The sequence below is a fragment of the Homoserinimonas sedimenticola genome (assembly GCF_026094475.1).
GTDB lineage: Bacteria > Actinomycetota > Actinomycetes > Actinomycetales > Microbacteriaceae > Homoserinimonas > Homoserinimonas sedimenticola.
The window spans coordinates 2030288-2048106 of record NZ_JAPELL010000001.1; the positions used below are offsets into that span (position 1 = coordinate 2030288).

Genomic DNA, 17819 nt, shown 5'->3' on the forward strand with positions numbered 1-17819 from the left:
GAGGAGAACAACCGAATGACTGACACCCGCACCGCGATCGTCACGGGCTCGGGCCGAGGAATCGGCGCCGCCGTCGCCCTGCGCCTCGCCAAGGACGGCCACAAGGTCGCCATAATCGACCTGCGCGAGGAGGACACGGCGAACACCGTCGATGCCATCCGCAGCGCCGGTGGCGACGCCATCGGCATCGGCGCCGACGTCTCCAAGTCCGAGGATGTCACGGCCGCCGTCTCCCGCGTCACGGAGGAGCTCGGCGCCCCCACGATCCTCATCAACAACGCGGGCATTCTGCGCGACAATCTGCTCTTCAAGATGAGCGACGACGACTGGGATGCCGTCATGAACGTGCACCTGCGCGGTTCCTTCCTCATGTCTCGCGCGGTGCAGGTGCACCAGGTGGAGCAGAAGTGGGGCCGCATCGTGAACCTCTCGAGCACGTCGGCCCTCGGCAACCGCGGCCAGGCGAACTACTCGACCGCGAAGGCCGGCCTGCAGGGCTTCACCAAGACCCTCGCGATCGAGCTGGGGCGCTACAACGTGACGGCGAACGCGATCGCCCCCGGCTTCATCGCGACCGACATGACCCGCGCGACGGCGGAGCGTGTCGGCGTGAGCTTTGAGGACTTCATGGCCCACGCGGCATCCGAGATTCCCGTCGGCCGTGCCGGCACGCCCGACGACATTGCGGCGGCCGCATCCTTCTTCGTGAGCGAGGAGGCGTCGTTCGTCTCCGGCCAGGTGCTCTACGTCGCCGGCGGGCCGAAGGCCTGAGCCATGACCAGCTACGCGAACATCGATGAGGTCGAGGCGGCCATCGGGGCCGAGTCCGTCAGCGACTGGTTCACGATCGACCAGGAGCGGGTCAACACCTTCGCGGATGCGACGGATGACCACCAGTGGATCCATGTCGACCCCGAGCGGGCGAAGGCGGGCCCGTTCGGTGCCCCCATCGCGCACGGCTACCTGACCCTCTCGCTACTGCCCGGTCTTGCCGCGGACGCCGTCAACATCGAGGGCACCCTCATGGCGGTCAACTACGGCCTCAACAAGGTGCGCTTCGTCAACCCGGTCGCGGTCGGCAGCCGCATCCGTGCCCGGTCGACGATCGCCGCCGTGGAGCGCGTGCCCCAGGGGGCGCGCATCACCAGCTCGACCGTCGTCGAGATCGATGGTGTCGAGAAGCCCGCCGCCATCGCCGAGACGATCGCGCTCTTCGTCCTCGGCTCTCCCACCAGCTGACCCGTCACCCCGACAAGGAGGTCAATGATGACCAGCACCGCCGCACCCGCCAGCACCGCCGCACCCGCCAGCACCGACGCATCCGCCCTCACGTCGTCCGGTTTCGCCTCGCTCTCCGTCGCGGCGATCCTCGCCGACACAGCGCACCGCTTCCCCGAGCGCACGGCGCTCATCATCGGCGACCAGAAGGTCAAGTACGGCGAACTGTGGCAGCAGACGCTCGCGTATGCGGGCGCGCTGCGGGCTCGCGGCATCGGCAAGGGTGACCGCGTCGCGCTGCTCATCCCCAACGTGCCCGACTTCGCCCGTGCCTACTACGCCGTCCTCTCGCTCGGGGCCGTCGTGGTGCCCGTGCACCTGCTGCTCAAGGCGGAGGAGATCGAGTACGTGCTGCGCGACAGCGGCGCCAAGCTGCTCATCGCCGCCGCCCCCATGCTCGCGGAGGGCGGCAAGGGCGCGGCGATGGCGCAGGTGCCGACCGTGAGTGTGCTCCTGCCCGAAGAGATGGTCGAGCAGGTGCCCGTGCCGCGGCTCGAGGACGAGGCGAAGGCCGCGACCCCGCTCGAGCGCTACGAGTCGACCGCGCCGCTCGACCCCGCCACGATCCTCTACACGAGTGGCACGACAGGGCGACCCAAGGGCGCGGTCGGATGCCACATGTCGCTCGTCGAGCAGGTCCACGTGACCCTCATCGACCTCTTCGACGTGAGGCCCGACAACGTGCTTTTCGGCGGTCTGCCGCTATTTCACACCTTCGGGCAGACGGCAGTGCTCAATACGGCCTTCCGCCGTGGTGCCGCGATCATCCTGCTGCCCAAGTTCGATGCAGACGAGGCGCTCGCCCTCATGGTCAAGCACAAGGCGACCTCCTTCGTGGCCGTGCCGACCATGTTCATCGGGCTCCTCGAGGCCGCAGCGCGGAACCCCGAGCGCCCCCCGCTCGAATACGGCATCTCCGGCGGCGCGTCACTGCCGGTCGCGGTGCTCGAGAAGTTCAGCGAAGTGTTCGGCGCCCGGGTGCACGAGGGCTACGGCCTCACCGAGACCTCGCCCATCGCGGCGACGAATCACCAGCGTGACGAGCCCGTCGCCGGAACGGTCGGGCGCCCCATCTGGGGTGTCGACGTCGAGATCGCGAACGCTGACATCGACGACCGCATCGAGTTTCTGCCGCGCGGCGAGCTCGGTGAGATCGTCATCCGCGGCCACGCCCTCTTCAAGGGCTACCTGGGCCGCCCGGATGCGGACGCGGAGGCGATTGTGGACGGCTGGTTCCGCACGGGCGACCTCGGTTGCAAGGGAGACGACGACCGCATCACGATCGTGGACCGCAAGAAGGACATGATCGTGCGCAACGGCTACAACGTCTACCCCAACGAAGTCGAGCAGGTGCTCTCTCGCCTCGACGGGGTCGCGCAGGTCGCCGTCTTCGGTGTGCCGGACGAGCGTCACGGCCAGGAGGTCGCGGCGGCCATCATCCGCACCCCCGGTTCGTCGCTGTCGGTCGAGGATGTCACGGCCTACGCTTCGGAGCACATGGCGGCCTACAAGTTCCCGCGCGTCGTCCACTTCGTGGACGAGCTGCCCCTCGGCCCGAGTGGCAAGGTGCTCAAGCGTGAGCTCTCGGCGCAGTACGCGTCGGAGGCCTCCGCAACGGCATAGCGCAAGCAAGCGACTCCCGCGCCCCGCAGCTTTGGGGTGCGGGAGCCGTTTGCGTGGCGCTGGGTCGGCGCCGGTCAGCTCTTGCCGTTCAGCTCTTGCCGTTCAGCGGGCTTGGTCGCCCGTGACATCCGAGGCTGACGGATGCAGCACATCCGCGCCCTCGACGGCCCGGCGTCGCACGAGCCGCGATTCCACGAGCAGCAGCACCGCGACGATCACGACGCCCGCGAGGAACGCGAGCGCCGCGACGCCCACGTCGCCGGGTGCGAGCACCTCGCCCTCCTCCGTCTGCCACGGCCACAGGGCGCGCAGGGAACCCACCATGAGCCCGGTCATGATCGCGAGGGTCATGCGGCGGCGGTGCTCCAACAACCACTGGAGGGCGCTCACGAAAAGCGAGAGGCCGACCACGGCGCCCACGATGAAAACACCGAGGTAGGCGAAGTCGCGGTCGTTGACAGCATTGAGAGTGGGCTCGTACATGCCGACGATCACGAGCAGGAAGGAGCCCGAGACGCCCGGCAGCACGAGAGCACACACGGCGAGGGCGGCCGCGAGGGCGACGAGGGCGAGGGGTGGATCGGCGGGCGCCGCGGAGGGGATCGAGGAGAATGCGAAAGCGGCCACGGCGGCGACAGCTGCGGCGACCCATTCGCGTCCGTGCCACGGCCAGCCGACCATTCGTGCGGGCACGATGAGCGAGGTGACGATGAGGCCCGCGAAGAGGGCGCGCGCGATCTCGGGGTGTTCCTCGATGAGAGGCGCGAGCATCCGGGCCGCGACGACGACCGCGAGGAACATGCCCACCGCCAGGGGGAGGATGACGCCCCACCGCACCTGGGCGAAGTGCTCGCGGCTGCGATCCTGGCCGCGGCGCCGCACCCCGTCGACGACGAACGCGACGACGCCGCGCACGAGATGCCCCGCCGAGCCGATGAGGGTGCCGTAGACACCCGTGATGAGGGCGATCGTGCCGCCGCTCACCCCCGGGATGATCTCGGCGATGCCGATCAGTGCGCCGCGAAGCGCGTTGAGCAGGGCCGACAACGGTCTGAAGCGGGGCGAGGGCATTGCCCCAGTTTATGGATCGGATGCTCGAAAGGGGGCGCGCCTACTCGTCCGTCAACTCGGGGTCCTGGTCGGTGCCGTGCTCGCCGTCGGTCGGGCCCCAGTCCGGCAGTGGCGGATTCTGTTCTTCGTCCTGCCGCTGCCCCGTGCTTTCACGCTGCTCACCGACCTGGTCGATGGGCGCCTCGCTGTGCTCCATGTCGCGGAGGGCGAAGTCGGGCTTGTCGTCGTTACTCGCCCCGTCGCTTCCGCCCCGCTTGCCGCTCGTGATGCCGCTGTCGCTGTTCGTGTCGCTCATGCCCTCACGGTAGGTGCGGTCCGTCGGAGAGGCCACCTTTGCTCGGAGAGTTCCCAGCGCCGCACGAGGACGAGGAGGGCGCTCAGGCGAGCGCCCGCTCCGCCGCCTCCACCACGTTCCGCAGCAGCATGGCCCGGGTCATGGGGCCGACACCCCGCGGGTTGGGGGAGAGGAACCCCGCGACATCCGCCACAGCGGGATCGACATCGCCCAGCAGCTGGGCCTTGCCCGTTGCGGAGTTCTCGACGCGGGTGATGCCGACGTCGAGCACGGCGGCGCCCGGCTTGATCCATTCGGGGCGGATGAGCTGCGCGACCCCGACGGCGGCCACGACGATGTCGGCACGCTGCACCTCGGCAACGAGGTCGCTCGTGCGGGAGTGAGTGAGCGACACCGTGGCATCCAGGCCCTTGCGGGTCAGGAGCAGGCCGAGGGGGCGGCCCACCGTGAGGCCGCGACCGACGATCGTGACGTGCTTGCCCGCGATGGGTACCTCGTAGCGCTGCAGGAGCTCGACGATGCCGGCGGGCGTGCAGGGGAGCGGCGAGTCGAGTTCGCCATCGACGCCCAGCACGAGGCGGCCCAGGTTGGTGGGGTGCAGGCCGTCGGCATCCTTCGCGGGGTCAATGAGTTCGAGGGCCGCGTGCTCGTCGAGACCCTTCGGCAGGGGGAGCTGCACGATGTAGCCCGTCACGGCGGGGTCGGAGTTGAGGTCGCGGATCGCGGATGCGACATCCGCATCGCTTGCCGTGGAGGGCAGGTCGACCCGGATCGACTCGATGCCGACCTCGGCACAATCGCGGTGCTTGCCCGCCACATAGGAGCGCGAGCCGGGGTCGTCGCCCACGAGGAGGGTTCCTAGGCCGGGCGTGACGCCGCGCCCCTTGAGAGCGCTGATGCGTTCGGCGAGCTCAGCCTTGACGAGGGATGCCGTGGCGACGCCGTCGAGAATGGTGGCGGTCATGCCCAGGTGCCCGGCGACTCGAGGCCCGGGTAGAGGGGGAACTCGCCCGCGAGCTTCTGCACGCGTGCCGAGAGGGCCTCGATGTCGGGGTTCGGCATGAGGGCCTGCGCGATGACGTCGGCGACCTCGGTGAACTCCTCGTCGCCGAAGCCACGGGTGGCGAGCGCGGGCGTGCCGATGCGCACGCCCGAGGGGGTGAGCGGCGGGCGCGGGTCGTTCGGCACCGAGTTGCGGTTCACGGTGATGCCGACGGAGTGCAGGATGTCCTCCGCGTCCTTGCCGTGGATGGCCGAGTTCTTGAGGTCGACGAGCACGAGGTGCACGTCGGTGCCGCCCGTGAGCAGGTCGATGCCCGCCGTCTTCGCGTCATCTGCCGTGAGGCGTTCCGCGATGATCTTTGCCCCGCGCACGGTGCGCTCCTGGCGATCCTTGAACTCCTCCTCGGCCGCGAGCTTGAAGGCTGTGGCCTTGGCCGCAATGACGTGCATGAGGGGGCCGCCCTGCTGGCCGGGGAAGACCGCGGAGTTGATCTTCTTGGAGAGTTCCGCGTCGTTGGTGAGGATGAAGCCGGAGCGCGGGCCGGCCAGGGTCTTGTGAGCGGTCGAGCTGACGACATCCGCGTGGGGCACCGGCGAGGGGTGCAGGCCCGTCGCGACGAGACCCGCGAAGTGCGCCATGTCGACCCAGAGCTTGGCGCCGACCTCGTCGGCGATCGCCCGGAAGGCCGCGAAGTCGAGCTGGCGGGGATAGGCCGACCAGCCGGCGATGATGACGGAGGGGCGCACCGCGAGAGCCTGCTCGCGCACGATGTCCATGTCGACGCGGGCGGTCTGGGGGTCGACGCCGTAGGAGTTGGCGTTGTAGAGCTTGCCCGAGAAGTTCAACTTCATGCCGTGCGTGAGGTGACCGCCGTGCGCGAGCTCGAGGCCGAGAATGTTGTCACCGGGGCTCGCGAGCGCCATCAGCACGGCGGCGTTGGCCTGCGCGCCCGAGTGGGGCTGCACGTTGGCATAGCCGGCGCCGAAGAGGGCCTTGGCGCGATCGCGGGCGAGATCCTCCGCGATGTCCACGTATTCGCAGCCGCCGTAGTAGCGGCGCCCGGGGTAGCCCTCCGCGTACTTGTTGGTGAGCACGGAGCCCTGTGCCTCGAGCACGGCGCGCGAGACGAAGTTCTCGCTCGCGATCATCTCGAGGGTGTCGCGCTGGCGGCCGAGCTCCTGGCCGAGCACGGCCGCGATCTCGGGGTCGACGCTCGACAGCGGGTCGGTGAAGGTGGAGGGGAGTTTGTCGTTCACAGCTGGCTCCTTACGACTGACATGACCACGGTACCCGCAACTGAATGTGCGGTTCTCGGGCGGCCCAGGCGTACGGCCGCGTCGATGTCAGGCAGTCGCTCCCCGGTGGTTGCCCACCTCAACGCCAGTCGCGACGAGACGATTCTAGCGCGCGAAAAGGGCGGGGTCGATGTCTCGACCCCGCCCTTCATCGTGCTGCTAGGCGGTGCGGCGGCGGAGGCCGGCGCCCACGCTGAGGGCCGCGCCCAGCGCGAGGAGCGCGCCGCCCAGCCACAGGGCCGGGGTAGGCTCGGCGCCCGTCACCTGCAGGGCCGCCGGTGCGCTCTCAGAGACCTGCACGAGCGTTCCATCAGCGGCGATCTGGAACCACAGCACGCGGGATGCGGCGGTGCCGTCGGCCAGGGTCGCGTCGACCGTGATGCTGTGCCATCCCGACTCGAGGTTGCTCGGCAGGGGTGCCGTGACACTGAAGCTGCCCGCAGCGTCCACCGTGCCCGAGGCGATCACCTGCGGGGTCGAACGAACCGTGACGGTCCATTCCGAGCCGGGCAGGAGGCCCGCGCCGAGCACCGTGACGGGCGCCCCCGCCACCTGCTCGCCCTTCGTGATGCCCAGCTGAATCGTCAGGTTGTCCCGTATGGGCGACACGGTGATCGCGACATCCGTTTCAGCGAAGCGGTTTGCCGCGGTGAACGTCACCGTTGCGACGTAGTCGCCCGCGGTGACGGGCGTTCCGACGAGGCGAAGGGTCGGGGTGACGCCCGCCGTGCCCGCGCCCGTGACCTCGGCGGTCACACCCTTCGGCAGGCCTGTGACCTCGATCTCGGCGCCCGCCGCGAGGTCCCACGGGCCGTTGAGGGTGAGGGGCACGGATGCCGCAGCCTCGACGCCCTGCGTGAGGGTCACGCCCGTGGCGGAGACGCCCAGCGCGACCGGCAGCACCTGCAGGACCGCCTGTGAATATGTGCTTCCGCCGTCGGTGGAGACGTAGACATAGAGGGCGAAGACGCCCGTCTCGGTCGGCGTTCCGAAGATGCGGATGCTCGGGGCAACGCCCGGCTTCGACTCGTCGAGCACCTCATACGCGAGGCCGTCGGGGAGGGATCCGCTCACGTCGATGGTGGCGCCCGACGCAAGATCCCACTCACCGAGGAGCGAGATCGGCACCGTCACGTCGAGGGCCTCGCCGACGATCGCGTTGACGAGCGGGACATCCGCGCCGCGGCAACCCTCTCCGATGAGGCGCTCCAGGTCGGTGCCGAGGTGGCTGCCGATCGCCTGGCCGATGGCGACACTTTGGGCGACGCGGTCGACATCACCGCAGTAGTCGAGAAGGCCGACCGAGTAGCGGAAGCCGCTGCCCGCGAGCTGGTAGGTCATCCAGTCGTTGCTCTCAGTGACGTCGTATGCGCCGGAGCCTCCCGTGACCGACACGGCGTGGATGATGGCAGGGTCGCTGTTCCAAGTCGTATCGACCGAGACGATGCCGCCCGAGTACGGGGTCCACGCCGTGTCGCTATCGGAGCCCAGGTTGCCCTCGAACCGCATGGCGACAGTGGCCGGTGTGCCCGTGCCGGACTCGACCACCGAGACCGACCAGGTGGCCCACGAGCCGGCGATGTTGAGCTGGATCCTCACATCGACGGTTCCATCGCGTCCAGGAATCTGGATGCCGCGGTCGGTGAAGCGGAGCTGGCCGGGGGAGACGCTGTACGCGGTGAGGCTGTTCGCCGTCACTCGATACTCCCAGTCCGACTCCTCGTCGTAGAGCACGGTGGCGCCGAAGCCGTCGAAGGCGTCGGACTTGGTCGCGGTCGTGCCTTCGCTGATCTCACCGTCGGTGAGGCAGATGCCCGTCCACGTCGCCGATTCCGTTGCGTAGGCGATCGAGTCGCCATCGCCGTAATCGCACGTGACGTTCCAGCGGCTCAGCGAGGGCTCGCCAGGCTCGGGCAGCGCGATCGTGGTCGTCGCGACGGTCACGGAGGACCAGCTGGGGGTGCCGGGCTCGTAGCTGGAGCAGTTGGCCTCGTCATCGGGGGCGATGGCGTAGCTGAGTTCTGCTCCCCGCGGAACACCGAAATCGAGGAGGTTCTCGAAGGAGTAGTCGAACTCGTAATACGAGGTGCCGTTGGCGCCGTCGAGTTCGCCATCAATCAAGACGAACTGGCAGCCGTAGTCGCCCTCGTAATAGGTCGCCTCGATGTCGCCGTTGAAGTAGACCGTCGCGCGCTCTCCAGGACCGATCGACGAGTCGGTGAAGTCGATCGTCATGCTCGGGAGCGCCGCCACAGCGGCGGGCGCCTCGGAGGGTTCACCGCTCGGGTCGACCCCCTCGGTGTCCGTTTCGGTCGCATCCGGTGCGGGGCTCGAGGCGGGATCTCCCGAAGAGCCGGACTCGCCCTCGGGTGCAGGAGTCTCCTCGGGGGTCGTCGTCTCCTCCGGCGTCGTTTCGACAGAATCGGCGACGGGGCCAGAATCGGCAACGGGAGCGGGGGCCGACTCCGTCGGCTCGGTGCTCTGCTCGGTGCTCGGTTCGGTGCTCGGCTCGGTCGGCTCCGAGATGGCGCCCTGGATCGCGACATCCGCCGCCTGCTCCGGGGACGCTCCGCCGTCCGCCCACGAGGGGCTGACGCTACCGAGGGTGAGGGCTAGCGCGAGGGTGGCCGCGCCGGCCGAGATGAAGGGCGCGCGGGCGCGCCGAGATGCTGTCATGGTGTGCTCCGGGGTTCGGGTCTCGCGGAGAAAAGGCCGTGGGTACGGCGGGACACGGCAAGCATATTGAGCCGAGGAATTCCCGATATACCATGCGTCTACCCCAAAGCACGGGTGAACGGCAGCGTCTATGTGGTCCGTCAGTGCTCGAAGACGCGGCGCCTCTGCTGGCGGGAGAGCGCAGCATCCGTCGCGAGCGTCAGCAGGAGCGCCGCCGCGACGAGCACGGCCGTGATGGCGGGGGCCGCGCCAACGCCCCACTCGCGCAGCGCGATGGAACCGAGCAGGGCACCGCCACCGATTCCCGTGTTGAAGGCCGTCGTGTAGAAGGCGCTCGCCGTGTCGCGGATGCGTGCGGGCGCGACATGCAGGATGCGCGTCTGCAGAAGCGGCGGGATGAGCCCGAAGCTGAGCCCCCACAGCACGAGAAGGGCGAGCGAGAGCGGCAGGACCCCCGGCCACAGAGTCAGGGCGAGGGCGATGAGCGCGAGCGCCGCGAGGCCAAGCACTAGGCCGAGGCGCGGACGGGCCGCAAACACGGTCGCGACGATCACGAGCGAGAGCGTGCCGGCAATGCCGTACCCGAAGAGCGAGGGGCTCACGCCGAGTAGGTCGACCCCCATGGGCCCCGTCAGGAACGGCTCGACATAGGTGTAGAAGCCGTAGTGCCCGATCATGACGAGCGCCGTGATGAGACACACCGCCACGACGGCGGCGACCGACTGCTCGGGTCTGGGCGCGCGGGTCGGGTTGCGCACGACCGAGACGCTGCCACTGGCGGATGTCACGGTCTGCACGCTGTCCGTTGGCGTCTCCGCCCCGGCCGCGACCCGCGGGAGGAAGCGGTAGACGAGCGCCGTGCCGAGCAGGGTAAGCACCGCGAGTGTGACGAAGGCCCCGCGCCACCCGATCGCCTGGCCGAGGGCCGTGCCGAGAGGCACGCCGAGCACGAACGCGAGCGAGCCGCCGCCCAGGGAGATCGAGACGGCCCGCCCGATCTGCTCCTTCGGCACGAGGTACGCGGAGTAGGCGCCGACGACGGCCCAGAAGATGCCGTGCGCGACGCCGCCGAAGATGCGGGCGGCGATGAGAAAGGGATAGTTCGGGGCGAGACCCGTCAGCAGGGTCGCGATCGCCAGCACCGCGAGCACCGTCACAACGAGCGTGTGCCGGTTCACCCGGCGGGTGAGATGCGTCAGCGCTGCGCTCGTCAGCACGACCGTGAACGCGAAGACACTCACGGTGAGGCCCACGAGCGAGTTGGAGACCCCGAGCTCGTCACCCATCTGCGAGAGCAGCCCCGTCGGCAGCATCTCGATCGTGACGCTCAGGAACACCGCGAGGGCGACCGTGAAGAGCGCGAGGTAGGGGAAGTGCCGGGCTGGGGCGGAATCAGGCCTGGTCATGCAGCGTGCGTGTCCGATCGGGACGGTGGGCGCGGCGACGCCAACGGGCCGCCGCAGGCCGCGCGACGACCGGGCAAGTCTACGCGCCCAATAGTCTGGTGTCGTGAACTCGCTCCCAACTTCCGCCGCCGAAACCACCCACTGGGTGCTCACGATCGTCTGCAACGACAAGCCTGGAATCGTGCACGCCCTCAGTGGAGCGATCGTCGAGGCGGGCGGCAACATCACCGAGTCGCAGCAGTTCTCGAGCCTCGACACCGACAACTTCTTCATGCGCCTGCAGGTCGAGTCCCAGGCGACGCGGGAGGAGTTCGAGGCGGCGCTCGCCCCCGTCGTCGCCCGCTACGAGATGCGCTGGGAGCTCGACATCGTCGGCCGCCCGCTGCGCACTCTTGTGCTCGTCTCGAAGGCGGCGCACTGCCTCAACGACCTGCTGTTCCGGGAGCGCGCCGGCCACCTGCCCGTGCATGTACCCCTCGTGCTCAGCAACCACGACGACCTGCGCGGTCTCGCTGAGTTCTACGGCGTGCCCTTCGAGCGGATGCCCGTCACGAACCCCGGCGAGAAGGCGGCATTCGAGGCGCGCATCCGAGAGGAGGTCGAGCAGCACGACATCGAGCTCGTCGTGCTCGCGCGCTACATGCAGATCCTCTCGCCCGAGCTCTGCGAGTTCCTCGAGGGACGCGCGATCAACATCCACCACTCCTTCCTGCCGGGCTTCAAGGGGGCCAACCCTTACCGGCAGGCGCACGCCCGCGGCGTGAAGATCATCGGCGCGACCGCCCACTTCGTCACGAGCGACCTTGACGAGGGGCCCATCATCGAGCAGAACATCGTGCGCGTCGACCACACCAAGTCGCCGCAGGAGCTCATGGCGATCGGGCAGGACGAGGAGAGCCGCACCCTCACGCAGGCGGTGCGCTGGTTCGCCGAGAACCGCGTGCTGCTCGACGGGCACCGCACCATCATCTTCCGCTGAGCAGGGCGGCGGCGCGGGCGTAGGCTGAGAGTATGTCGGGGAATACCGTCTTCACGGGGGCCAGCAAGATCGATGCCGACGGCATCGTCGACGACTTCTGGATGCTCGTCCACGGTGACACGATCGTGCAGGTCGGCACGGGTGATGCGCCGGCCGCAGCATCCGTCATCGATCTGTCGGGGCGCACCATCACGCCCGGCTTCATCGACCTGCACTGCCACGGCGGGGGCGGGCACGCCTTCGACGATGGTGACGACGACATCGTCGCGGCCCTCGCAACCCACCGCGCCCACGGCACGACCCGCTCCGTCATCAGCCTCGTCTCCAACCCCATCGCGATGCTGCGCGACAGTCTCGAGACGGTCGCCGACCTGGTCGAGGAGGACCCGCTCATCCTCGGCTCCCACCTCGAAGGCCCCTACCTGGCGGATGCCCGCCGCGGCGCCCACCACCCGGACCATCTGCGCGAGGCGGATGCGATCGAACTGGAGTCGCTCATCGAGGCCGCGCGCGGCACCCTCTGCCAGGTGACGCTCGCCCCCGAGCGGCCCGGCGCGCTCGACGCGATCGACCGGCTCGTCGCCGCCGGTGTCGTCGTCGCCGTCGGCCACACCGAAGCAGACCATGCGACCGCCCGTGAAGCGTTCCAGCGCGGTGCGACCCTCCTCACCCACGCCTTCAACGCGATGGCCGGCATCCATCACCGCGAGCCCGGCCCTATCGTGGCGGCCTATGCCGATGAGCGGGTGACACTCGAGCTGATCCTCGACGGAGTGCACGTGCATCCGGATGTCGTGCGCTCCGCCTTCCTCGCCGCGCCGGGTCGCATCGCGCTCGTGACCGACGCGATGGCCGCGACGGGGGAGAACGACGGCGACTACCGGCTCGGCGAACTCAACGTCTCGGTGCGCGGCGGCCGGGCCCTCCTGAGTGGCACGACGACGATCGCGGGCTCCACCCTCACACAGGACGAGGCTCTGCGCTGCGCCGTGCGCGACGCCTCCATCGACCCCGTCGCCGCCGTAGCGGCGCTCACCGCGACCCCCGCACACGTGCTCGGACTGGGCGAGCGACTCGGCCGACTCGCACCCGGCTACGCAGCCGACCTCGTCGTGCTCGACGGGTGGGACGTCGAACAGGTGTGGGCGGCGGGGCGGCGGCTGTAACCCCGCTCTTCCGTTCCTTCGGAAATTCAGGAAGACCCGTCGGCCCCGCTCTCCCGCCCCTTCGGAAATTCAGGAAAACCGCCGGGCGGGGGGCCTGAAGCTGCGGCTGAACGCTGCAATGAGTGCTGATCTCCTGAGTTTCCGTAATGGGCGCGACGCGGTTTTCCTGAATTTCCGAAACGTGCGCGGCGCGGGTTTTCCTGAGTTCCCGGAGTGAGGCGCAACTACCGCGGCCTGTTCTCCCACGCGTCGCGGTAGTAGTCGGCGAAGCGCAGCCGGGATGCGGCCGCCGCGTCAACGATCGCCGTGACGTGCGGATGCAGCTGCACGACAGACCCCGGTGTGCTCGCGCTCACGGGGCCCTCCAGGGCGCCCGCGACCGCCTCGGCCTTGTGCTCGCCGAACGCCAGCAGCACAAGCTGCCGCGCCTCGAGGATGGTGCCGAGTCCCTGCGTGATGCAGTGCCGCGGTACGTCGTCGAGGCTGTCGAAGAAGCGGGCGTTGTCGAGCCGCGTCTGGTGCATGAGCGTCTTGACGCGCGTGCGGGAGGCGAGGGAGGAGCCCGGCTCGTTGAAGCCGATGTGCCCGGTCGCGCCGATGCCGAGGATCTGCAGGTCGATGCCCCCTGCGGCGGCGATGGCGCCTTCGTACTCCTCGGCGGCGCTGTCGAGAGCCGTGGCATCCGCCCCGCGCGTCAGGCTGTCGCCCGGCACCCGCACGAGCGAGGGGGAGAGCCCGAGCGGCAGGGTCACCTCGCGATGGATGACGGAGTGGTAGGACTCCGGATGCCCCGGCTCCAGCCCCACGTATTCGTCGAGTGCGAACGCCCGCACGCGGGTCAGGTCGAGCCTCTTCGCTGCGAGCGTGCGGTAGGTGCTGATCGGGGTCGAGCCGGTGGCGACGCCGAGCACCGCGTCCGCCCGCCGCAGGACGAGCGTCTCGATGAGGGACGCCGCGATCTCTCCCGCGTCCTCAGCGCTCTCGACGATGACGACTTCAGCCACGGCTCGTCTCCCGGGCTGCGGGGGCGGCAGTGCCAAGCCATGCGGCACCCAGGGCGGCGACGGGGGCGCCGTCGGGGAGCAGCAGCATCCGCCCCGGCAGGTCGAGCGACGCGATGAAGGGGGAGACGGATGCCCACCCCGCGAAGACCTCCTCGACCCCGGCGGTGAGGCGCTCGCCGAGGCGGGAGATGCCGCCCCCGATGACGACGACATCGACGTCGACCGTGAGCACGAGGATGCGCACGGCCGCGGCGACGCTCTCGTGCAGGCGTGTGCGGATCGCGATGGCGCGCTCGTCGCCCGCGTCCGCCGCATCGAGCACGGCGGTGACGGTGCCCCGCTCGCCCGCGCCCCACTGCCGCGCGATGCCGGATCCTGAGGCCATGGCTTCGAGGCCGCCGCGTTGCCCGTCGAGGTCGAGGGGACCGTTCGGGTCGACGAGGATGTGGCCGATCTCGCCCGCGGCGCCGCGCGCCCCGCGCCACAGTTGCCCGTCGAGCACGAGCCCCGCGGCGAGGCCTGTGCCGAGGTTGAGGTAGGCCATGGAGCTCTCGGCCGGTCGCTTCATGATGTGGAAGGCCCCGAGGGCGGCCGCGTTGACGTCGTTCTCGATGCTCACATCGGCGCCGAGGGCTTCGCGCAGCTGGGAGCGGAGGGGAAGGTGTTCGAGCCCGAGGTTGATGGCGTGGGAGACGGTTCCCGTGCGGGTGTCGATAGCGCCGGGGATCCCCACGCCGATGCTCGTCTCGCGCGGCTCGATGCCGGCGTCGGCACAGACGCGCCGGATCACGTCGAGAGTTGTGGCGACCACGGCGTCGGGGCCGAAACCGGAGTCGAGGCGTGCCTGCGCGAGGATGTCGCCGGCAGGCGTGACCACGACCGCCTCTGTCTTGGTTCCGCCGATGTCGACGCCGAGGCGCAGCCGGGCGCTCACAGTGTGCCCGCCAGCCACGCCTCGAGCGCGTCGCCGACGTGCCGTGACGCTCCGAAGGTGGCGATGTCGGCGTAGGCGCGGTCGTCGCCGGGCCAGCCCATGTCGATGACGACAACCGGCGGATGCTGCGCTCTCACGTCGTCCACGAGGCGCCGCACCCAGTCGTGCCGGTGGTTGTCGCGCCCGACGATCACGAGGGTGCCCTCGGCGCTGGGCAGCGGTTCGCCGTTGCGGAGCCGGAGGGCGCCGCGCGGTCCCCAGGGCGCCGTGCCGATGGCCATGTTGGCCTCCGTCTCGAGCACGATGACGGTGTGCGGGCCGGAGGGGCGCGCCACGCGGACGTCGAAGGCGCGCGCGGTCTCGGCCGGGTCGAAGGTGGGGGCTGCAAAGCGGGGCGCCGAGGGCGCGGCGAGTTCCCGGGCGAGGGCGCGGTTGCGCTTGGCGGCCTGGGCAAGTCGCTCGGGGGAGATGCTGCCCGAGGAGAGGGCCTCGACGATCTCGGCGAGTTGAGCATCCGTGTTGTCGGTGCCGATGCAGAGCAGGTCGCAGCCCGCGGCGATGGCCCGTGCGGCGGCGGCGGGGATGCCGATCTCGCCGCTCGCGCCGGCCATGTCGAGGGCGTCGGAGACGATGACGCCCTCGAAGCCGAGCTCCTCCCGCAGCACCCCCTGCAAGATGCGCCGCGAGAGCGTCGCGGGCGATTCGGGGTCGAGCTGTGGCAGCAGGATGTGGGAGGTCATGATCGTCTTCGTCCCGGCCGCAATCGCCGCGACGAAGGGCACAAGCTCGCGCTGCCGCAGCTGCTCAAGCGAGCGGTCCACGACGGGCAGGGCGAGGTGCGAGTCCTGCGCCGTGTCGCCGTGGCCGGGGAAGTGCTTGACGGATGCCGCAACCCCCGCCGACTGCAGGCCCGAGACCCACGCGCTGGTGTGGCGGGCGACGAGTTCGGCGTCGGCGCCGAAGCTGCGCACCCCGATGACGGGATTGTCGGGGTTGGAGTTGGCGTCGGCATCCGGGGCGAAGTCCAGGTTGCAGCCGACGGCCAGGAGCTGCTCGCCGACAGCCGCGCCGACCCGTTCGGTGAGGGCGAGGTTGTCGAGGCGTCCGAGCACGGCGTTGCCGGGGTAGGGGGAGCCCTGCCCGTAGTAGAGCCGCGTGACGTCGCCACCCTCCTCGTCGATCGCGATGAGGGCATCCGGGTTGGCCGCGCGGATGCTGTCGGTGAGTTCCCGCAGCTGGGCGAGCGACTCGATGTTGTCGCCGAAGATGCAGACCCCGCCAAGCCCCTCGCGCAGTCGCGCCTCGAGCCAGTCGGGCAGGGCGAGCCCCACGAAGCCGGGCATGAGGGTGCCGAGTGCGTCGCTCATCCCTTCACCGCCCCGCTGACGAGGCCCGAGGTGAGCCTGCCCTGCACGATGAGGAAGAAGATGATGACGGGCACCGCCACGAGGGTCGAGGCCGCCATGACCTGTCCCCAGTCGGTGGCCCGGGTCGCGCTTGCCTGCACGAAGCCGCGCAGCCACAGCGGGAGGGTCTGCGCCGACTCGGCGGGCAGCAGCACGAGCGCGACCGTGAACTCGTTCCACGCCTGCAGGAAGGCGTAGACCCCGGATGCGACGAGCCCGGGCGCGAGGAGGGGGAAGGTGATGCGCAGGAAGGCTTGGGTGCGGCTGAGCCCGTCGACCATGGCGGCCTCCTCGAGGTCGGCGGGGATCCCGGCGACGAAGCCCCGCAGCATCCAGATCGTGAAGGGGACGACGGCCGCGATGTAGATGATGCTCACGCCGATGACCGAGTTGAGCAGGCCGACGCTCGCCATCATCTTGTACTGGGCGATGAAGAGGCCTTCGGCGGGGAGCATCTGCACGAGGAGCACGGCGATGATGAAGCTCTTGCGGCCGCGGAAGCGGAAGCGGCTGATCGCGACCGCCGCGAAGAAGGCGAAGAGCAGACAGAAGAACACGGTGATGAGGGTGACGGCCACGCTCATGCCGAGCGCCGAGTAGAAGTCGCCATCCGCGAGCGCGGCCGCGAAGTTGTCGAGCGATCCGCCGAAGGGGAGGAAGGTCGGCGTGAACGACTCGAGGGTCGAGGTGGGGAGCATCGAGGAGTTCACCATCCAGTAGACGGGGAACACCCACGCGATCGCGATGATGATCGCGAGGGCACCCCAGAGGGTCTTCGCGATGCGGATGCGGGTCATGCCTCCTCCTCCTTCATGAGGCTGCGCACGTAGAACCAGCTGAGCGCGATCGTGATCGCGAGCACGAGGATCGAGACGGCGGATGCCATGCCGAAGTCCTGTGCGCGGGTTCCGAGCTTGTAGATATAGGTGCCCAGCAGGTCGAATGCGCCCGACTTGCTGCCGGCATCCTGCAGCATCGTGATCTGCGTGAAGACGCGCAGGTCCCAGATGAGCTGCAGGAGGAAGACGATCATGATGACGGGGCGGATCATGGGCAGGATGACGTTCTTCAGTCGCTGCCATCCGCTTGCCCCATCGAGCTGGGCCGCCTCGAGCACCTCCTCGGAGACCTGCGTGAGGCCGGCATAGGCGGAGAAGGCGACGAAGGGCACCGACATCCAGATGACGATGATGCTCGCGACGATGAAGAAGGTGCTCGGCTGCTCAAGCCAGTTGAAGCGGTTCATGTCGACGCCGGGGATGAGGTCGAGCAGGTAGTTGATGACCCCGCGCCGGCGGTCGAAGAGCCAGATCCAGACGGTCATGGCGGCGACGACCGGCATGGCCCACGCGAGCAGGAGGGCGATCTGCAGGATGAGCCGCGGGATGCGGCCGACCGCCATCATGAGCAGGGCCAGCGCCATGCCGACGACGAGCGTGAGCGTGGCCGTGACGACGCAGAAGACGATCGAGCGGATGACGACGGCCCACAGGGTGGGATCGCTCGCCAATTCGAGGTAGTTGGCGAAGCCGACGAAGGGCGCCGGCCGGCCGAACTGCTGGGCGAGGCCGTATTCCTGGAGTGAGGTGACGAGCTGCCATCCGACCGGGTAGCCGAGGCCGACCAGCAGAATGAGGAGCGCCGGAAGCAGCAGTGCCTGTGGGATGCGCTTCACGGCGCCCC

Annotated in this window: 16 protein-coding genes and 1 riboswitch; of the genes, 5 read left to right on the forward strand and 11 right to left on the reverse strand. The window is 69.5% G+C overall.

Annotated features, from left to right (window positions below; genetic code table 11):
• Positions 1–15: 15 nt before the first annotated feature.
• Genes fabG through OH146_RS09735 form a run of 3 tightly spaced genes read left to right on the forward strand, consistent with a single transcriptional unit; the run spans position 16 to position 2901 of the window.
• The gene (fabG, locus tag OH146_RS09725) at positions 16–771 is read left to right on the forward strand and encodes a 3-oxoacyl-ACP reductase FabG (protein WP_265159871.1); all 756 of its coding nucleotides are present in this window, start codon (positions 16–18) and stop codon (positions 769–771) included.
• Between the two features lie 3 nt (positions 772–774).
• Positions 775–1239, forward strand: a complete 465-nt coding sequence (locus OH146_RS09730; RefSeq protein ID WP_265159874.1) for a MaoC family dehydratase — start codon at positions 775–777, stop codon at positions 1237–1239.
• A 27-nt stretch (positions 1240–1266) separates the two neighbouring features.
• Positions 1267–2901 carry a long-chain-fatty-acid--CoA ligase gene (locus tag OH146_RS09735; protein WP_265159877.1) on the forward strand — a complete coding sequence of 545 codons (1635 nt, stop codon included), beginning with the start codon at positions 1267–1269 and terminating at the stop codon, positions 2899–2901.
• A gap of 102 nt (positions 2902–3003) precedes the next feature.
• Here OH146_RS09735 and OH146_RS09740 read toward each other — a convergent pair whose 3' ends face one another.
• The 6 genes from OH146_RS09740 to OH146_RS09765 all read right to left on the reverse strand — a co-directional run bounded on the left by OH146_RS09740 (position 3004) and on the right by OH146_RS09765 (position 10647).
• Positions 3004–3972, reverse strand: coding sequence for a DUF368 domain-containing protein (locus OH146_RS09740; RefSeq protein ID WP_265159879.1), 969 nt, complete (start codon positions 3970–3972; stop codon positions 3004–3006).
• Between the two features lie 40 nt (positions 3973–4012).
• Positions 4013–4267: a hypothetical protein gene (locus OH146_RS09745; protein ID WP_265159881.1), complete on the reverse strand. Its 255-nt coding sequence runs from the start codon at positions 4265–4267 to the stop codon at positions 4013–4015.
• Between the two features lie 82 nt (positions 4268–4349).
• Entirely contained in the window at positions 4350–5231 is an 882-nt protein-coding gene (locus tag OH146_RS09750) for a bifunctional methylenetetrahydrofolate dehydrogenase/methenyltetrahydrofolate cyclohydrolase (RefSeq protein WP_265159884.1), read from the reverse strand.
• A complete protein-coding gene (gene glyA / locus OH146_RS09755; RefSeq protein WP_265159887.1) occupies positions 5228–6526 on the reverse strand; it encodes a serine hydroxymethyltransferase in 1299 nt (432 codons plus the stop codon). Before glyA ends, OH146_RS09750 begins: the two co-directional genes overlap by 4 nt.
• 55 nt (positions 6527–6581) lie before the next feature.
• Positions 6582–6668: riboswitch (ZMP/ZTP riboswitch) on the reverse strand.
• A gap of 56 nt (positions 6669–6724) precedes the next feature.
• Positions 6725–9241, reverse strand: a complete 2517-nt coding sequence (locus OH146_RS09760) for a hypothetical protein (protein ID WP_265159889.1) — start codon at positions 9239–9241, stop codon at positions 6725–6727.
• Between the two features lie 140 nt (positions 9242–9381).
• Complete coding sequence (locus OH146_RS09765) at positions 9382–10647, reverse strand: MFS transporter (protein ID WP_265159892.1); 1266 nt, start codon at positions 10645–10647, stop codon at positions 9382–9384.
• 103 nt (positions 10648–10750) lie between these two features.
• On the opposite strand from OH146_RS09765, the gene purU reads away from it, so the two are divergent.
• Together purU and nagA are read left to right on the forward strand one after the other, a co-directional pair.
• A complete protein-coding gene (gene purU, locus OH146_RS09770; RefSeq protein ID WP_265159895.1) occupies positions 10751–11626 on the forward strand; it encodes a formyltetrahydrofolate deformylase in 876 nt (291 codons plus the stop codon).
• A 32-nt stretch (positions 11627–11658) separates the two neighbouring features.
• The gene (gene nagA, locus OH146_RS09775) at positions 11659–12792 is read left to right on the forward strand and encodes an N-acetylglucosamine-6-phosphate deacetylase (RefSeq protein ID WP_265159898.1); all 1134 of its coding nucleotides are present in this window, start codon (positions 11659–11661) and stop codon (positions 12790–12792) included.
• Positions 12793–13016: 224 nt separating this feature from the next.
• Here the strand turns inward: nagA and OH146_RS09780 are convergent, their stop codons facing one another.
• From OH146_RS09780 to OH146_RS09800, 5 genes are read right to left on the reverse strand one after another with little or no spacing between them, the layout of a single operon-like run.
• Positions 13017–13796, reverse strand: a complete 780-nt coding sequence (locus OH146_RS09780) for a glucosamine-6-phosphate deaminase (protein ID WP_265159900.1) — start codon at positions 13794–13796, stop codon at positions 13017–13019.
• The gene (locus OH146_RS09785) at positions 13789–14730 is read right to left on the reverse strand and encodes an ROK family protein (protein ID WP_265159902.1); all 942 of its coding nucleotides are present in this window, start codon (positions 14728–14730) and stop codon (positions 13789–13791) included. The genes OH146_RS09780 and OH146_RS09785 overlap by 8 nt, the downstream gene beginning before the upstream one ends.
• Positions 14727–16097, reverse strand: a complete 1371-nt coding sequence (gene nagZ / locus OH146_RS09790) for a beta-N-acetylhexosaminidase (RefSeq protein ID WP_265159904.1) — start codon at positions 16095–16097, stop codon at positions 14727–14729. The genes OH146_RS09785 and nagZ overlap by 4 nt, the downstream gene beginning before the upstream one ends.
• On the reverse strand, positions 16094–16933 hold the full coding sequence (locus tag OH146_RS09795; RefSeq protein ID WP_265159905.1) for a carbohydrate ABC transporter permease: 840 nt from the start codon (positions 16931–16933) through the stop codon (positions 16094–16096). The genes nagZ and OH146_RS09795 overlap by 4 nt, the downstream gene beginning before the upstream one ends.
• Positions 16930–17811: a carbohydrate ABC transporter permease gene (locus OH146_RS09800; protein ID WP_265159908.1), complete on the reverse strand. Its 882-nt coding sequence runs from the start codon at positions 17809–17811 to the stop codon at positions 16930–16932. Before OH146_RS09800 ends, OH146_RS09795 begins: the two co-directional genes overlap by 4 nt.
• Positions 17812–17819: the final 8 nt, after the last annotated feature.